This is a genomic window from Flavobacterium sp. P1_E4 (genome assembly GCF_056405915.1).
The window spans coordinates 33,666-49,094 of sequence record NZ_JBFUBE010000007.1; the positions used below are offsets into that span (position 1 = coordinate 33,666).

Consider the following 15,429-nt stretch of genomic DNA (forward strand, 5'->3'; position numbering starts at 1 on the left):
TACACTTATTTTATTTATCTTGCACCTTACTAAAAAAAGCAAGTATTGAATGAGCCAAAAAATCATTAAACTAATTACATTAAAAACCAAACAATGAAACCCTTTAAATTAAAAAAATACATTCTTTTTGGGGCTGTTTTATTTTGTTTTTCAGGCAAAATGATTGCCCAAAATAATACTCCCAAAAGCATAGGATATTCCATTACACCGGTCAATATCCAGAATGTAAAGATTACAGATAGCTTTTGGTTACCAATTATTAAAAGAGTTCAGGAAAAAACTATCGAGTATGCCATCCAAAAATGTGAGGAAGAAGGACGTTTGGACAATTTCTTGATTGCAGGTGGCAAAATGAAAGGTGAAGTAAAAGGACAAATGCCTTTTGACGATACCGATGTTTACAAAATTATCGAAGGTGCTTCGAATACCTTGATAAGCGAACCCAATCCAAAACTGGAAAGATTATTGGATTCGCTTATTGGCATTATCAAAGTGGGTCAAGAAAAAGACGGATATTTGACCACTTGGAGAACCATTAATCCTGCCAAACCGCCAGCTCCTTGGGTACCAGTTATAGAAGGAAAACGTTGGGAATCTTTGCAAATTAGTCACGAATTGTACAACTCAGGACATTTGATAGAAGCGGCTGTTGTGCATTTTGAAGCAACAGGGAAAAGAAACTTCTTGGACATTGCCATCAAAAATGCCAATTTGTTGGTTACAACATTTGGCGACAGGAAAGACCAAGTCCATGGCGTTCCAGGTCATCAAATCGTAGAAACTGGTTTAGTAAAATTATATCAAATCACCAATAATAAGGCCTACTTGAATCTGGCCAAATACTTTCTAGACAATAGAGGAAATCCAAAAAACCATAAACTATACGGTGCTTATGCGCAAGATGACATTCCTGTCACTCAACAAAAAGAAGCTGTGGGACATGCAGTGAGAGCTGTTTATATGTATGCTGGAATGACCGATATTGCCGCAATATACAACGACAAAGACTACCTGAATGCGGTAAATAATTTGTGGACAAACATGGTCAACAAAAAAATGTATATCACTGGAGGTATTGGCGCTATACATGATGGGGAAGCCTTTGGAGCAAATTACGAATTGCCGAACCTAACAGCTTACAATGAAACTTGTGCCGCTATTGGTGATGTGTATTGGAACCACAGACTTCATAACTTGACAGGAAACTCCGATTATTTTGATGTAATCGAACGCTCTTTATACAACGGATTAATCTCTGGAATTTCATTGGACGGAAAACAATTTTTCTATCCAAATGCATTGGAATCAGATGGAGTACACAAAAACAACAGAGGCTCGTGCACCCGTCAATCGTGGTTTGACTGCTCTTGTTGCCCAACCAATTTAATTCGTTTTATTCCTTCAATTCCGGGATTGATTTATTCAACAAGCAAAAACATACTTTATGTGAATTTATATGCTTCGAATACTGCAAAAATTTCTTTGGACAAAACAGAATTGGAAGTTTCTCAACAAACCAATTATCCTTGGGATGGTAAAGTTGCGCTAACGGTTTCACCCAAAAAAGAAAGTGAATTCACTATCAAATTAAGAATTCCGGGTTGGGCCAGAAACCAAGTTTTACCAGGCGATTTGTATAGTTACAAAAATCTCGCTTCCGCAAAAGTTACTCTAACGATGGACGGAAAACCTTTAGAATATAAAGAAGATAAAGGATACATCAGCATTACGCGAAAATGGAAAAAAGGAGATATCATAAAGCTTGACTTCCCAATGGAAGTAAAAGAAGTAGTAACCAATACCAAAGTGGAAGGCAATATTGGGAAAGTAGCTTTAGAATATGGTCCGATTGTATATGCTATCGAAGAAATAGACAATCCGGCCAACTTTGACAAAATCACTATTGATGCCAATGATACTTTCAAAGTAACCAAAGAAGCAAATCTTTTGGATGGTGTAAATACTATTCAAACTGGAAAACTAAAAGCAATTCCATATTATTCCTGGTCGAACAGAGGAGTTGGCAAAATGAAAGTTTGGATTGATTTGAAAAAGTAAAAGAGATAATAGAATATAGACACTTAAATAGCACAATTCTTAAAGTTTAAAATTCAATCCAACAACTTGAAAATTTAAACTTTAAACCTTAAACAAAAAATGATGAAACCAAATTTAATCACCAAAATAACCCTTTGCGGTCTTTTACTAAACGGCATCTATGCTAATGCGCAGCAAACAACTCTTGAAGTAAACACCAACAAAACCATTACCAAAATTCAGCCAACGATGTATGGAATCTTTTTTGAAGATATCAACTTTGCTGCCGATGGAGGTTTGTATGCCGAAATGGTAAAAAACCGCTCGTTCGAATTTGATGATCCTTTAATGGGGTGGAATCAACCAAAAAGTGACAAACATAATTTTAATACCGAATCCGGAATTGCTGTTCCTGTTCAATTTTCAAAAAAAGGAACCAATCATAATTATTGCCGAATTACGGTAAAAGATGCTAAAGGCTATGAAATCATCAATGAAGGTTTCAGAGGAATGGGAATTAAAAGTGGAGCAAAATACAATTTGACTCTAAAAGCATCTAAAGAAACTGGAAATATATCGAAGATAATTATTCAATTCATTGGAAAAGACAATAAAGTTTTAGGCGAAACAAGCATTGCTCCTACCGCTTCAGGCTGGAATGAATATACCGCTCAGCTTACTCCAACAGCCACAGAAGCAAAAGCAAAATTGCGTTTTACTTTTGAAGGGACAGGAACAATCGATTTGGATATGATTTCAATGTTCCCAGAAGATACTTGGAACAATAGAAAAAATGGTCTTCGTAAAGATTTAGTACAATTACTATATGATATGAAACCTGGCTTTTTACGTTTTCCTGGCGGATGTATTGTTGAGGGAAGAACTTTGGCACAACGTTACCAATGGAAAAAAACCGTTGGAGAAGTTGATAATAGAGAAAGCTTGGTTAACCGCTGGAATACGGAGTTTGCGCATAAACCAACACCTGATTATTTTCAGTCTTTTGGTTTAGGATTTTTTGAATATTTTCAATTATCAGAAGATATCGGAGCTAGTCCATTACCAATTTTAAGCTGCGGAATGGCTTGTCAGTTCAATACAGGCGAGTTGGTTCCTATGGATCAATTGGATCCTTATGTGCAAGATGCGATTGACTTAATTGAATTTGCCAATGGAAGCGTAGATACTCCGTGGGGGAAAGTTCGTTCTGATATGGGTCACCCAAAACCGTTTAATTTGAAATTCATTGGAGTTGGAAACGAGCAATGGGGAACCGATTATATCGAGCGTTATAAAGTGTTTGAAAAAGCAATCAAATCAAAACATCCAGAAATTACGATTGTTTCAGGAAGCGGGCCATTTCCAGAAGGAGATTATTTTGAGTATGCACAATCGGAACTTAAAAAATTGAATGCCGAAATCATTGATGAGCATTATTATAAAGATCCAAAATGGTTTAGAGAAAATGCAACTCGTTACGACAATTACGACCGTAAAGGGCCAAAAATTTTCGCTGGAGAATATGCAGCACAAACAGTAGCCATTGCAAGTCCTGACAACAAAAACAGCTGGGAATGTGCTTTTTCGGAAGCCGCTTTTATGACTGGAATGGAACGCAACGCCGAAGTAGTTCATCTTAGTTCGTATGCTCCTTTATTTGCTCACGAAGAAGGTTGGCAATGGACGCCGGATATGATTTGGTTTAATAATTTAGAGTCCTTTGGTACACCAAATTATTATGTGCAAAAATTATTCGCCAACAATAAAGGAACAGATTTATTATCGATAACCAAAGACGGAAAAGCTGTTACTGGTCAAAACGATTTGTTTGCATCGGCAGTGAAAGACGTTACTACCAAAGAAGTAATTGTGAAACTGGTTAATACTTCTGCAAAAGCGCAAGACATTACAGTTGATTTAAAAGGAAGTAAATTCCAATCAAAAGGAACAGTTATAACACTTACGAGTCCAAATACTAATGACGAAAATTCATTTGCTTCGCCTAAAAAAATCAGCCCGAAAGAAAGCGAATATATCTTGAAAAGTGAGAAAGCATCATTGAGCGTTCCAGCCTATTCCGTTACTGTTTTGAAGCTGAAAATGAAATAATCAGAACAGTACAAATGTATTTTAAACACTTGTTTTTCATTTTCTTCGTAAACACCAGTAATACTGACATTTCAAGAAAAATGTCAATACAAAATAAATTAAGTGTTTTTTATACACTTATTAAATAATTATATATATATTTGTACGTATTAAAAAAGATTTGTGATGAAAAATTATGTAATAGGATTAGATTACGGCTCAGATTCTGTTCGTGCTGTATTGATAGACACTGAAAATGGACAGGAATTGGCGTCAAGCGTTTGTGATTACAAGCGATGGAAAAATAAAGAATATTGTAATGCCTCAATAAATCAGTTTCGCCAACATCCTTTGGACCATATCGAAGGGTTGGAAACTACCATAAAATATGTAGTTGAAAATAGCAAAGTGGATCCGTCGCTTATACGAAGCATTTGCATTGACACTACAGGATCTTCACCAGTGCCGGTTGCCGAAGATGGAACTCCATTGGCACTGACCAAAGGTTTTGAACATAATCCAAATGCCATGATGGTTTTATGGAAAGACCACACAGCTATAAATGAAGCGAACGAAATCAATGAATTGGCGGCCAACTGGGGCGGAGAAAATTTCACTAAATACGAAGGGGGAATTTATTCATCTGAATGGTTTTGGGCCAAAATCCTTCACGTTGCCAGACAGGACGAAGCTGTAAAAAAAGCAGCCTATACTTGGATGGAACATTGCGATTTGATGACGTATTTGTTGATTGACAATAAAGACTTGAAATCGTTCAAAAGAAGCCGTTGCGCAGCGGGTCACAAAGCGATGTGGCACGAAGACTGGAACGGTTTGCCTCCAGGGGAATTTTTAGAAAAATTGGATCCGTATTTGGCATCGCTTCGCGGAAGATTATACGATGAAACCTATACTTCAGATTTGGTTGCCGGTAATTTAAACCAAGAATGGGCAACTAAATTAGGACTTTCAACAGATACAGTTATTGCAGTTGGAACTTTCGATGCACATTCAGGTGCTGTGGGAGCCAAGATAGACGAACATACTTTAGTTCGCGTAATGGGAACCTCAACTTGCGATATTATAGTAGACACTAAAGAATCTATTGGAACAAAAACCGTTCGTGGAATCTGCGGACAAGTCGATGGATCAGTAATTCCTGGTTTCATTGGTCTTGAAGCGGGACAATCTGCTTTTGGTGATTTATTGGCTTGGTACAAAGAATTATTGCTATGGCCAACCGAAAATTTATTGACCTCCTCTACCCTTTTGACCAACGAACAAAAAGAACAATTGAAAGCTGAAATCAGTGACAATTTAATCATACAATTAACTTCCGAAGCAGAAAAAATACCATTATCCGAAAGTGTTCCAGTAGCATTGGACTGGATTAATGGAAGAAGAACTCCAGATGCGAATCAAGAACTTAAAAGCGCCATATCGAACTTGTCTTTAGGAACAAAAGCACCACACGTATTCAAATCATTGGTAAATGCAATCTGTTTTGGTTCCAAAAAAATCGTGGATCGCTTTGAAGAAGAAGGCGTTCGAATTGACACCGTAATTGGTATTGGCGGTGTGGCTCGCAAATCGCCATTCATTATGCAAACATTGGCCAATGTGTTGAACAAACCAATCAAAGTAGCTTTATCAGATCAAGCACCTGCATTGGGAGCGGCCATTTACGCTGCTGTTGCTGCCGGAATTTATCCAAACGTAATTGATGCAGCTCAAAAAATGGGAAGCCCTTTTGAAAGTGAATATGCTCCGCAACTCGACAAAGTAGCTGCTTATAACAAATTGCTTTTGGCTTACGACCAATTAAGTGCTTTTGCCGATCCATCTATTAAAAAAAGAAAAAATGAGTTCACAGTATAAAGATTTAAAACAAGAATGCTACGAAGCGAATATGCAGTTGAATGCATTGAATTTGGTAGTTTATACTTTTGGTAACGTAAGTGCAGTTGACCGCGAAAAAGGTGTTTTTGCGATCAAACCAAGTGGTGTTCCTTATGAAGACCTAAAACCAGAGGACATTGTTATTGTAGATTTTGACAACAACATCATTGAAGGTAGTTTGCGTCCTTCTTCGGACACCAAAACACATGCTTATTTATATAAAAACTGGCCAAACATTGGTGGTGTTGCTCATACCCACGCGACCTATTCGGTAGCTTGGGCACAATCGCAACGCGATATTCCAATTTTTGGAACTACCCACGCCGATCACTTAACGTCTGATATTCCTTGTGCAGCGCCAATGGCTGATTCACTTATCGAAGGAAACTATGAACACAACACAGGAATTCAAATCTTGAATTGTTTCAAAGAAAAAAACCTTTCGTACGAAGAAGTCGAAATGATTCTGATAGGAAATCATGGTCCTTTTGCTTGGGGAAAAAATGCAGCCAAAGCCGTTTACAACAGTAAAGTATTGGAAGTCGTGGCCGAAATGGCATATCTGACTTTGCAAATAAATCCAAATGCTCCTCGATTGAAGGATTCTTTAATCAAAAAGCATTACCTGCGCAAACACGGAAAAGATTCGTATTACGGACAGTAAAAAAAGTTTCATGTTTCATGTTTTTTTTGTTTCAAGTTATTGGAGCATGAAATATGAAACAAAGAAAACCTGAAACAAATAATAATAATAATAATAATAATAATAATAACAATTCAAGATTTTCAGATTCCAACAACCTGAAACCTGAAACTTGAAACAAAAATAACAAAGAAGAAATGATAGATATATCTCAAAAAGAAATTTGGTTTGTAGTAGGAAGCCAAGAATTATACGGTGAAGAAACACTTAGAAAAGTTGCCGAACATTCTCAAATTATAGCAAAAGGATTGGACGCATCCTCAAAATTACCAGTAAAATTGGTATACAAAGATGTAGTAAAATCACCTGCACAAATCTTGAATGTATGTTTGGAAGCTAATTCCAACAAAAACTGTATTGGTATTGTGGCTTGGATGCATACTTTCTCACCAGCCAAAATGTGGATTGGTGGTTTAAGTATTTTGAATAAACCATTATGTCACTTACATACACAATTCAACGCTGAAATTCCTTGGGCATCTATAGATATGGACTTCATGAACTTGAACCAATCGGCTCACGGAGACAGAGAATTTGGTTTTATTATGTCAAGAATGCGTAAAAAACGCAAAGTGATTGTAGGACACTGGGAAGACGAACGCGTTCAAACCAAAATAGGAAACTGGACAAGAGTTGCACTAGGTTGGAACGAACTTCAAAACCTAAAAGTAGCTCGTATTGGTGACAATATGCGTGAAGTTGCCGTTACCGAAGGAGATAAAGTAGAAGCTCAACTTCGTTTTGGTGTTTCTGTAAATGGATTCGATTCTTCAGATGTTACTAAACATATCGAGAAAGTAACCGACAAACAATTGGCTGATTTATTGGCTGTTTACGAAGCTTCTTATAATTTGACCCCATCCCTTTTAGAAGGTGGAGCGCAAAGACAATCATTGGCGGATGCTGCAAAAATCGAATTGGGACTGAGAGCTTTCTTGGAAGAAGGAGGTTTTGGAGCATTTACCGATACTTTTGAAAACTTGGGAGCTTGGAAACAACTTCCTGGAATTGCAACCCAACGTTTAATGGCGGACGGTTACGGTTTTGGTGGAGAAGGTGACTGGAAAACTGCTGCCATGGTTAGAGCATTGAAAGTAATGAATGTTGGCCTTGAAGGAGGAACTTCATTCATGGAAGATTACACTTATCACTTTACACCTCAAAAATCATACGTTTTGGGATCGCATATGTTGGAAATTTGTCCATCCATTGCTGACGGAAAACCAAATTGCGAAGTTCACCCATTAGGAATTGGAGGAAAAGAAGACCCAGCTCGTTTGGTATTCAACTCACCTGCAGGAGATGCCATCAATGTATCGCTTGTGGATATGGGAACTCGTTTCAGATTAATCGTAAACGAAGTGACTGCAGTGAAACCTTTGGCTGATTTACCAAAACTTCCGGTAGCTCGTGTATTATGGGATTGTAAACCAAATCTTGATATTGCTGCAACTGCTTGGATTCTTGCAGGAGGTGCTCACCATACGGTTTATAGCCAAGCGGTGACTACTGAATTTATGGAAGATTTTGCTGATATTGCCGGTATTGAATTATTGGTAATCGATGCAAATACAACTATCCGCAATTTCAAGGATACCATAAACGCCAATGAAGCTTATTTCCATATTTTTCAGCATCGTCTGTAATTTAACATAAAGCCTTAAAGTCGAAACTTTCAGTTAATTTTTTTAACTTTCGACTTTAGGGCTTTTGCCTTTCTGCTTTTAATTAACTAAAAAACCAAATAATTTATGAACCTAGTAAAACGTTGTATTTATGGAATTTCCATTTTAAGTTTAGCAAGTATGAATATACAGTGTAAAGGAGAAAAAAAAGCCGATGGAGCAGAGACTGCTCAGGAAGCTAACGCCACAGACTCAGTGTCCATAGCAAAATCGGCATATGGCAAAACAGACAAGGGAGTTCAAATTGACCAATATACCTTGAAAAACCATAAAGGGATGGAAGTAAACATCATCACTTACGGCGGTATTATCACTTCACTTAAAGTACCGAACAAAGCGGGAAAATCCGAAGAGGTCGTGATTGGTTTTAATTCATTGGAACAATACCAAAAAGACAATCCGTATTTTGGAGCCCTTATCGGAAGATTTGGAAACCGAATTGCCAAAGGTAAATTCACCTTGGACGGAAAACAATATTCATTGGCCATCAACAATGAGCCAAATGCTTTGCACGGAGGACCGGAAGGTTTCCACAGAGTGGTTTGGACTGCTGAAGAAGCCAAAGGAGGAGACACTGCTTCTCTAAAATTGAAGTATGTGGCCAAAGACGGGGAAGAAGGTTATCCTGGAAACTTGACGGTGTATGTAACTTACACGTTGAACAAAGACAATGCTTTGGATGTGTTATATGAAGCTACAACAGACAAGAAAACTGTGTTGAACTTAACTCAACATTCCTATTTCAACCTTTCATCTGATTTCTCTAAACCAATCTTGGATCACGAAATCACGATTGATGCAGACAAATTAGTTCCTGTGGATGCAACGCTTATTCCAACAGGTCAATTAACGGATGTGACCAATACTCCATTTGATTTCAGAAAACCAAAATTGGTTGGAAAAGAAATTGGAGCCAACGACGACCAATTGAAAAAAGGATTGGGTTACGACCACTGCTGGGTATTGAACAACCAAGGCAAAGGAGATCGTTTGGTAGCATCAGCTTACCACGCAGGAAGCGGAAGATTGTTGGAAGTTTATACTGACCAACCTGGAATCCAATTCTACTCTGGTAACTTTCTAGACGGAACTTTACCAATGAGAAACGGAGGAACATACGCACACAGAACTGGTTTTTGTTTAGAAACACAACATTATCCAGATTCTCCAAATCAAAAAGATTTCCCTACGACTGTCTTAAGTCCTGGAGAAAACTATAAAACAAAAACTACTTTTAAATTTTCGGTTAAGTAATTTAAAATATACTAGTTATTATATAAAAAATGGTTATTTAGTTAGATATCTAGTTTATAAACTGACACTTGTTGGTTTAAAGTTCCTCGGAAGATTATACTTCCGAGGTTTTTTTTTGTTTTATAAATAGATTTAACCCCTAGATTTCAAGATCAATTTGTCCTAAAACAAGGAGCGAAACAAAAGGCATTATCGGGAAACATCGTTCCTGCTGTCCGCTATATTCCATCTCCTAGAAAAAACGAGATGGGATGCCGCTCCCATCAGGGCTAAAGAGCTGGCAAAGTTCATTTTTGAAATCAGAAAAAGATTTTCACAGTTAGCCCCATAATGACAACTGACAATACTCGTAAAAATAGATACAAAAAAATCAAAATCAATTTTTTATTCAAAATTGCCTATTTCTTAATTCTTTGTTAATATTGCAAAATTAACTTAAAACTAAAAACTTGGATGAAAACTACTTTTTTTAACACTGTACTCAAAACAATAATGTTTAGCAGTTTATTGATAATTGGAAGCTGCTCTTCAAATAATAATGAAGACGAAGTAACGGATAACGACCCGATTAGCAGTCATTTTGGAGAATTTGTCAAAATCCCTGATTTTAATGAATCTAATAATATTTCAACCGATTTGTTGGCCACTGACCGCGGTTTATATATTACCGTTGGAAATTTAAATGATGTAGATGAATGGATTTACAGATACGATTTAGATCAAAACAACATCTTGAATGGCAGTTGGCAAAAAGTCCAATATGAACAGACCACAGAGACTGATTTCATTAACCGTATAACACCACTATATTGGAATTCAGAATCAGTAAGTGAACATGAAATTTTTATTGCCCCAGATTTCATTGCATTTAAAACTCCTGTTTTCAGAACGCTGAATTTAGCCAGTGGTAATACAGTAAGTCAGGAAGACGCTCCAAAACACGATTTTTCATATGTAGGTGGAGGCACTTATGAAAGTTATGGAAATATAATAAAAGACGACTTCGGCCAAGATTGGGCAGTTTTTAGAGGAGAAACTGTTAGCGATGACAATTTGCACGTTGTAAAAATGAGATATGGAAAACTTCCATTCAATATAATATGTTCCATTACCGCTGAAGGTGAATTACTTTATTCAACGTCTATATCAAGCACTAATTTATATGCACTTTCTTACCAAGAGAAAAAACTTTATATAATAAAATCCAATGGAGAGGTAATCACAAAAGATCTAAGTGCTTATTACGACAGCAATTTGTCAATCTATGATTTCAAAAACAAGTTTAGAACTTCTAGTACAGGCATATATTTTCAATTTCAAGATAAAGTTTTAAAGCTTGTTGATGAAAACCTTAGTTTATTTTATAAAATTCAATATATAGGTGGTGGTGCTCAATTAGGGGATTTTTGTGTAGATAATGATTATCTTTTTGCAACAGACGGAACAAGAAAAGAATTGACTGGATTTTATCAAGAAGTAAACATTATTCCGCAACAGCCAAGTACAGCAAATCAAGAAATAATGCTTGACTATATAGAAAAAGTAAATTTTTTCAAAGCGGGGGAACTTGAAACATCAACAAACATCAATGACAAGTACATTTATGTTTTGGGGGCAAATGGCAAAATACTCATAATATCGAAACATTATCTATAACTAATTCAAGTTACTGCTTTAAAAGTCATAAAAAAAGCAACGGTTGTGTGAATTTGTTTTAAGAACCAATAAACAGAAGCCTTGCTCTACAAATATCCTTTTAAGGAGCTTTATAAAACATAAAAAAAGGCTCAAACCAAATATTGGTTTGAGCCTTTTCAATTAAAAAAGATATCGTTTATTTTTTAATAATTTTTTGTTGGTGTTCAAGTCCATTTTCAAAATGAATCTTTAAAAAGTAAAGACCATCTCTTAAATTGCTTACATCAATAGAATTATTAATCACCTTTCCAGTTTGAGCAATATTTCCGTTTACGGCTACAATTTGATAATCCAAAGCAGCTGAATTAGAACTAATTTGCAATAAACTACTCACTGGATTTGGATATACAGAAACAGCTGTAATTTCAGTTTTAGCCTCCTCTTTAAGTCCTAATTTGGCGGTACTAGCTCCCCAAGTATATGAATACCCATCTGTTTTATTCAGTAAATCAGCAGTTTGATTAGCTGTTCCACTTGAACCATTATTAAAAATCAAATTGATAGATGTTGGACCCGTAATGGTATATTTATAGAAACCGTTGGCATCCGCAACCATAGTAGCTCCTGGCCAAGTACTATTGGCTATGCTTCCCGTTGGAATTGCATTCCAATAATGTACTTTTGGTGTACCAGTCCATGAAGTTGGTGGTTTAAAATAAACCGTTAAAGTAGGAACCGTAACAAAAGTATAAGTTTCTGTTTTAACAGCCGATGAAGTACCTGCAGTATTTACAACCAATGCTTTCACAGTAGTATTAGCAGTAATCGAAAGTGTTTTTGTCCCAACAGCTGATGATGAAGATGTTGTAGGAGTTGTTCCATTCAATGTATAGTAAATAGTCGATGTATTCACATTGGCAGTCAACACCACATTTACTGTAGTTCCAGTTGTAAAAGTTCCACCTGCAGACAAAATTGTCAAATCTGGCGCAATTACAGGACATCTGTTCGCAGGTTCTGCACCTAACCAAGCTGAATCATAATACTTAATTCCAGCTGTTGCCGTTAAATCTGCAGTTTTTAAAGTCCCGTCATTAAAAAGTAAGTTAGAAGCACTAACTGTAGACGGGAAAGTAAATGTATACCAGTCACCGCAATCCTGCGTCATGGCAACTCCAGGCCAAGCAACCACCGGCGCTGTTCCTGTTGTTCCCCAATAATAAATTTTAACGGCAGAATTCCAACTTGTTGGCTTTTTGAAATAAACCGTAAATGTTGTTGGTGTACTAAAAGTATAAGTTTCTGTTTTTACCGCTGATGAAGTACCTGCAGTATTTACAACCAATGCTTTTACTGTTGTATTCGCAGTAATTGACAATGTTTTTGTCCCAACAGCTGATGCTGAAGATGTCGTAGGAGTTGTTCCGTCCAAAGTGTAATAGATCGTCGATGAAGTTACATTAGCAGTCAATACTGGACTTACTGTTGTTCCTGTAGTAAATGCCCCTCCTGCAGGTAAAATTGTCAAATCTGGAGCGACAACTGGACATCTATTTGCAGGTTCAGAGCTTAACCAAGCTGAATCATAATATTTAATTCCAGCTGTTGCTGTTAAGTCTGCTGTTTTTAAAGTACCATCAGTGAAAAGTAAGTTAGAAGCGCTAACTGTAGACGGGAAAGTATATGTATACCAGTCACCACAATCCTGTGTCATGGCAACTCCAGGCCATGCAACCACTGGCGCTGCTCCTGTTGTTCCCCAATAATATACTTTTATTGCAGCACCCCATGTAGTTGGCTTTTTAAAATAAACCGTAAACGTTGTTGGTGTACTAAAAGTGTAAGTTTCTGTTTTTACTGCGGATGAAGTACCTACAGTATTTACAACTAATGCTTTTACTGTTGTATTGGCAGTAATTGACAATGTTTTTGTCCCAACAGCTGATGCCGAAGATGTCGTAGGAGTTGTTCCATCCAATGTATAATAAATCCTTGATGTAGCTACATTGGCAGTCAATACTGGACTTACGGTTGTGCCTGTAGTAAATGCCCCTCCTGCAGGTAAAATTGTCAAATCGGGAGCTACAACTGGGCATCTGTTTGCTGGCTCTCCACTCAACCAAGCTGAATCGTAATATTTAATTCCAGCTGTTGCTGTTAAATCAGCAGTTTTTAAAGTACCATCATCAAAAACTAAGTTAGAAGCGCTAACAGTAGACGGAAAAGTATATGAATACCAATCACCACAATCTTGGGTCATGGCAACTCCTGGCCATGCAACCACTGGAGCAGTTCCCGTTGTTCCCCAATAATACACTTTTACAGATGAAGCCCATGTCGTTGGCTTTTTGAAATAAACCGTAAATGTTGGAATCGTCGCAAAAGTATAAGTCTCCGTATAAACTGTAGAACTCACATTGGCAGTGTTTTTTACAAATGCTTTCAAAGTGGTATTGGCAGTAAACGAAAGTGTCTTTGTCCCAATAGCTGATGCCGAAGATGTTGTAGGTGTTGTACCATCCAAAGTATAATATATTGTAGAAGCGGCATTATTAGCCGTTAATACCGTACTTACGGTTGTTCCAGTTGAAAATGTGCCCCCAGCCTGAGAAATTATCAAACTTGGAACATCAACAACAGTTCCTTTATCCCAGATTGCAAAACCAGTTCCTGATAATTTCAGAACCCAACCCGTTCCTGGTGGTGACCAACTATCGGATCCCAATTTCATAGCCACTTTATCATCAATAATCGCGGCATACAAATTATTTGTAGCAGCAACAATGTTTAAAGCAGAAGTACTGCTCAACCCATTATCTTTTCTTATTTTAATCATGGCATCAATTTCATTTTTGATACCCCAATTAAAATAATGAGGCCACCAAACCATTGGTGTACCAGGATGCGTAAGCAAGTAAGCATATCCTTTTAACACTTGTCCTCCAGGGAAAGTCCAAAGATCTTGTCCGTAAGGTGCTGGACCAGTATCATGATTATCCAACATGGTTACTGCATTTGACGGCCAAATTCCAATCAAACCAGATGCTTTCCCATTACTATCTTTTAGGTAACTTAAATTATTATCGTTGAAGGCATTTTGCAAAGCACTTTTGGTAGCAAAATCAAAAGCAGTTGACGATGCCGTAGTGGTACCTCCTTTAGTATAATCCATCCATTTTACAATTCTGTCTCTATTGCCTTCCAATAGTTCCCCTACCGAAAAATAAGGATTCGTAGCATCATTGTATTCTTTAATGTATTTACCATCGTACCCATGCACAAAATCATAACGCCATCCATCAAAACCAATATCATTTTTCAACCAATTCATCCACGTTTTGATTCCATCTCTAACCAATGCATTGGAGTGATCTAAATCTCTTGCTGCTGAAAATGAACCCGATTCACCAGCAGATTTCAAACCCGCTGCCACAGGATCATAATCAGGTGCACCTGTCCCTTTTTGTCCAGAAGCACTAATGTTGGACGTATTACAAATAGACCAAGTTTCCGTAGGTGTATTCCAAGATGGTGTAGAAAAATCATACCATCCAAGTGTACCTCCTCGGTGATTGATTACAATATCTGCAATCACTTTAATGTTTTTTGAATGCAAATCAGCTATCAAAGACACCAATTGGGCTTGAGTACCTTGCGCATTATTCAAATCATACCATACAGTAGGGATGTATCCCATACCTCCTGTAGATTTACTAGGTGGCGGAAGCCAAATAGCATCAAAACCAGCGGTCTGTAAAGTAGCAGAGTTACTTTTGATGACCTCATACCATTTAGTCGCTGATACATCCGTCGTCCAGTGAAAACCCTGGATCATTACTTCTTTTCCCGTTGCTTTTGCTTGAGAAAAAACAAAATAATGAAAAAGAAGAATCAACAACATCGAAAAATAATGTTTTAATTTCATAAAGTTAATTTTAGTTTATTGGGGTTAATATTGTATGAAATTAATAATAAAAAGCATAATTTTTTACACATTTTATTTTAATTTCTCAATATTATCAGAATAATTAACAATCAAACGTTGTAGTAACAGTTCTTGTTAATAAATAGTTAAATCACAAAACAACCGAATGTATATCAATTAGTTAAAAACACATTTGCTCG

Annotated in this window: 8 protein-coding genes; 7 read left to right on the forward strand and 1 reads right to left on the reverse strand. The window is 36.9% G+C overall.

What is annotated here, in order from left to right; all coding sequences use genetic code 11:
• Positions 1–93 precede the first annotated feature (93 nt).
• The 7 genes from AC1DY0_RS08985 (at position 94) to AC1DY0_RS09015 (ending at position 11,322) form a co-directional block, all read left to right on the forward strand.
• Entirely contained in the window at positions 94–2,058 is a 1,965-nt protein-coding gene (locus AC1DY0_RS08985) for a glycoside hydrolase family 127 protein (protein ID WP_477188269.1), read from the forward strand.
• A 102-nt stretch (positions 2,059–2,160) separates the two neighbouring features.
• Entirely contained in the window at positions 2,161–4,146 is a 1,986-nt protein-coding gene (locus AC1DY0_RS08990) for an alpha-L-arabinofuranosidase C-terminal domain-containing protein (protein WP_477188270.1), read from the forward strand.
• A 165-nt stretch (positions 4,147–4,311) separates the two neighbouring features.
• Positions 4,312–6,003, forward strand: coding sequence for a ribulokinase (locus tag AC1DY0_RS08995; protein WP_477188271.1), 1,692 nt, complete (start codon positions 4,312–4,314; stop codon positions 6,001–6,003).
• Positions 5,987–6,688, forward strand: coding sequence for an L-ribulose-5-phosphate 4-epimerase (locus AC1DY0_RS09000; protein ID WP_477188272.1), 702 nt, complete (start codon positions 5,987–5,989; stop codon positions 6,686–6,688). The genes AC1DY0_RS08995 and AC1DY0_RS09000 overlap by 17 nt, the downstream gene beginning before the upstream one ends.
• 176 nt (positions 6,689–6,864) lie before the next feature.
• Positions 6,865–8,373, forward strand: a complete 1,509-nt coding sequence (gene araA, locus AC1DY0_RS09005; RefSeq protein ID WP_477188273.1) for an L-arabinose isomerase — start codon at positions 6,865–6,867, stop codon at positions 8,371–8,373.
• Positions 8,374–8,478: 105 nt separating this feature from the next.
• The gene (locus tag AC1DY0_RS09010) at positions 8,479–9,666 is read left to right on the forward strand and encodes an aldose epimerase family protein (protein WP_477188274.1); all 1,188 of its coding nucleotides are present in this window, start codon (positions 8,479–8,481) and stop codon (positions 9,664–9,666) included.
• Between the two features lie 453 nt (positions 9,667–10,119).
• Positions 10,120–11,322 (forward strand): hypothetical protein, encoded by a 1,203-nt coding sequence (locus AC1DY0_RS09015; protein ID WP_477188275.1) that lies wholly within the window; start codon positions 10,120–10,122, stop codon positions 11,320–11,322.
• Positions 11,323–11,500: 178 nt separating this feature from the next.
• On the opposite strand, the gene AC1DY0_RS09020 is transcribed toward AC1DY0_RS09015, so the two are convergent.
• Positions 11,501–15,229, reverse strand: a complete 3,729-nt coding sequence (locus tag AC1DY0_RS09020; protein WP_477188276.1) for a starch-binding protein — start codon at positions 15,227–15,229, stop codon at positions 11,501–11,503.
• Positions 15,230–15,429: the final 200 nt, after the last annotated feature.